The sequence below is a fragment of the Nostoc sp. CCY0012 genome, assembly GCF_963920855.1.
Lineage (GTDB): Bacteria > Cyanobacteriota > Cyanobacteriia > Cyanobacteriales > Nostocaceae > Cyanocohniella.
Window position 1 is genome coordinate 1 of record NZ_CAWUDM010000205.1, and the last position, 3425, is coordinate 3425.

General features: G+C 45.6%; 4 protein-coding genes. All 4 read right to left on the minus strand.

Features of this window, described 5'->3' with window-relative positions:
* A partial coding sequence (locus ACM0OS_RS28525; protein ID WP_414546544.1) for a hypothetical protein occupies window positions 1–1562 on the minus strand: 1562 nt, incomplete at its 3' end.
* Window positions 1559–2125: a hypothetical protein gene (locus ACM0OS_RS28530; protein ID WP_414546545.1), complete on the minus strand. Its 567-nt coding sequence runs from the start codon at window positions 2123–2125 to the stop codon at window positions 1559–1561. The genes ACM0OS_RS28525 and ACM0OS_RS28530, both read right to left, overlap by 4 nt.
* 76 nt (window positions 2126–2201) lie before the next feature.
* Window positions 2202–2873, minus strand: coding sequence for a hypothetical protein (locus ACM0OS_RS28535; protein ID WP_414546546.1), 672 nt, complete (start codon window positions 2871–2873; stop codon window positions 2202–2204).
* A gap of 3 nt (window positions 2874–2876) precedes the next feature.
* Window positions 2877–3182, minus strand: a complete 306-nt coding sequence (locus ACM0OS_RS28540) for a hypothetical protein (RefSeq protein ID WP_414546547.1) — start codon at window positions 3180–3182, stop codon at window positions 2877–2879.
* Between the last annotated feature and the right edge of the window lie 243 nt (window positions 3183–3425).

A 3425-nucleotide genomic window follows, 5' to 3' on the forward strand; every position in this document is an offset into this window, starting at 1 on the left:
TTAACAACTCCCTCAAATTCCAACTGATAAACCCGCTCCATATATTCTCTATCTATGGGTGTTTCTGGTACTGAAAAATTAGGCACTAAACCCAGGTAATAACCACCAATAAAAGCAAACATCACAGGCTGGAATTGGGCGCGTGATTGTGCTTTTAATTCAGTGTATTTAGCTCTTACCGCTTCTTTATCCTTGGCATGGGTGATTACTTGATTCCCCATGATTGCTTGTTCAATGACACCGTAGGCATCCAAGTCTCTGCCATCTTTACGGTAACGGTTGCCTAGTAGAAGCAAGCGTAAACACTTGCGGGTGTTTTGGTCTAATTCCTTAATGCCAATTGCCCCCAGATTAAGACTGTGGAGATTGACAAAGAATTTCATGTTATATTCTCTGCCCACAATCAGCACGTCAAAAAGTATTTGACCGAAATCAAAACCCAATTCCTCTGGTTTAACTTTGTTCAGTCTGGCGGATATGGTTAACCAATCATCCAGGATGATAACAAAAGGGGATAATTTTTGGCGATCGCTTTCAGTTAGTTCTAATCTGTCGTTGTATTCGTTCTGAATGTCTAAGAAGAAAGTTTTGGCATTTTCTAAGGCTTTTTCACCAATAAACCGAGTGACTTTACCCTGTTCCCGCAGTCCACAAAATGAGTCATTCTTAACTGCCAGCACTCTCATGTCAGCACCAGGGCAATTGGCTTTTACTTGATTAATATACTCACGGGTAATTGTGCTTTTGCCTGTGCCTGGGTCGCCACAAAGGGCGGTGCTACCATCTTCACGGGCGACACGTTGCAATACTTCTGAAATGGTATTGTCACCAGAGGCGATTTGTTGCTGTTCACTGCCATTCACCTTATCATCACCACGGGCTACATCATCCATTGATTGACCGGGCAACTGTGCCTGAGTGACGGCGGCTAATCTGGCTTGGGCTTCTGCTTCAGCCATTCGTCTAACCTGTTGCTGATAAATGGCTAACTCCTGGGGAGACATGGCGGCTAATTGTGCCTGTTTTACACGTCTGCCTTCTGACCACTGGTGAAAATCGTAGTCTAACTGTGCTGTGTGCGCTTCTTTGTGTAATCTCAACCCGTGCCACAGTTTAGAAATTAGCCAGTCGGTTTTGGTTGCTTCTCGGTACTCTGGTATCAGTTCTAAGAGTTTTTTAGTCCTGGCTTTACTCAAGCTGTATGCACCGAACATCAATACAGTTGCAGCTAATCCCCAAATCGGCTTATGGGGATTGCTGGGGGGAATTGTCCTCAGTCTAGTAGCTTTGGATGGGATAAAATTCCCCCGTTGAAATTCTGGGTTGGCTGGGGCATAAGTTTCGGCGTAAAACTCGGACTCTGGCATGACATAGCGTTTATCTGGGGTGCAGAATTTCTCTGGATATGTTGCTGTTTCTGGCTTAAAGCAATATTCAACCAGTGCTATTTGTGTGCCTGTAAACGACTTTGCACCCGTTACTATGCCAAAAATCGCCAAAATTGCCACTGTAATATTGTTGGCAGTGCCAGAACGCTTGTAGTCTTCAAACTTCTGTCTCATCTCCAATTCCTCAGAATGTAGACAATCGCCAGTAATCCCACACCCAATCCTCCAAAAACAAACCAGGAATCATAGCTTGGTGGCGTTGGTTTCACTTCGTATTCTTTCACTTCCTGGTAAAAGCGTTGTTTACCTGTCTTGGTAGCATTAGACACTATGCGATGTTCATCAAAGGCAATCCACAGGGCAGCGCCGACGCTAACAGTTTGGGCAGCTGCTACCAAGAAATCTTGGTCAATGTGGATTGTGCCGTCGTAGCGCAGTTTTGATAGGGTGTTGGCGAAAAACAACCCCAGGACAATACTGCCTAATGTGCCAGATGCGATCGCGCTAATTGAGAGAGAAGTTAGGAGGCTGACTCCCCCACTGGCAGCAAATACGCCTAAAAATGTGGATAAAGCTTTGTTGAGGAGTTGTTTATTGGCGAATACTTCCCTAATGGATTGTTCTAGGCGTTCACCGTCTTCATCTTCTGGTGTCTTGGTTTCTGGTTGTGGCGTACCCCATAGCGTAGGTGTGGATTGTTGATTGTCAGGCTGAAACTGCGACAATAATGATTCCATTTCGTTCATTTCTACACTCCTTTTGAACGAAAAAAGCCAGTGGTAGCGCGTCCACTGGCTTCTAAATTGCTAATGGCTAAATGCCCATGAAATTCTTAAATCCGTCCCAAACTTTACTCAGTCCAGCAGTGCGGCTGTAGTTTGGTTTGGGTATGCGGTCGGTCTTGGCTTCACTGCCCTTTGACCACAACGCAGAGGTGACGGCATTTTCGTAAGCTAAATCAGCTGCATCTTGGGCATCTGGTACTTTATTTGCTGCTTTTGCTAAGTCAGTTTCATACTTGGCTACTGCCATCAAATCAGCCGTAGCACCAGAGATTTGGATTAGGAATGTGCTGTGTGCGTGTCGGGTTGCTTCTGCTGTGGTGGCGTTGACGTGTTCGGCTTGCATCTCCACCAATTCATTTTTAAACCGTTGCTCACCTGTTTTACTGGTGTTGATGGCTTTCATGGTGGCCGTGCCGTGTTTCTGGGTGAGTTGCACCAGTTCGGCGTAGGCTTGGTTGATATCGCCTGTGGTTTCAATGATTTTGCGGTAGGCTTCCAATGCCTTGGGTAAGTTGGCTTTGGCTGTGTCAGATAACCGCGCCATATCTGAAATTTGGGTGATGGCAGTCTGATCCCCTTGCACTGCTTTGGCGAAATCTTCTGCACTCACACCGAACAATTTACCCATTGCGCCCAATGTACCGGGGGCAGTGCTGGGAATATGATTTTTTAAATTGGCAGTTCCATAGTTACGAGCCATTGTTTATCCCCTGTGATGTTTCAATTGGTTGACAATTGCATCTGCCAAGCTGAGATGTTCTCCAATGGTTAAACGCTGATTTATCGATTGAACTGTGCTGGCGATTTCGTCCACTTCCTGATTAGCTGGCATACTGCCCTTGGTTGTAACTTCTGCGTTGAGTAAGTTGGTAGTCAGTAGTTTGAGGATATAAAGCTTTTGCAGTTTGGTTAACTTCTCAAATGTGCTGCCATATCGCTCTTGCAGTTCATCTAAGAAGCTCCCATCTCCAGGGGTGACAGCGCAGTAATACCCTAACGGTTTGGTCATGTTGCTAAGATCCTTATGTGTCTGATGCGTAGATACAAGGGGGGCAATCGCTTGTGATTGGTAGTCTGGGCGATTGCTCTCCCATCACTGAAAAAATCCTGATCTTGTTGTGTCCACAGTGCAGGCTGTGGCTGACCATTGCAGAGTGTTGAAAAATTGGCTGACATCACCAACGGTTACGTCACAATCAATTTGCAATGCTTTGTACTGTGGATGCTGCCTAATTTGAGTTAACAATTGCTG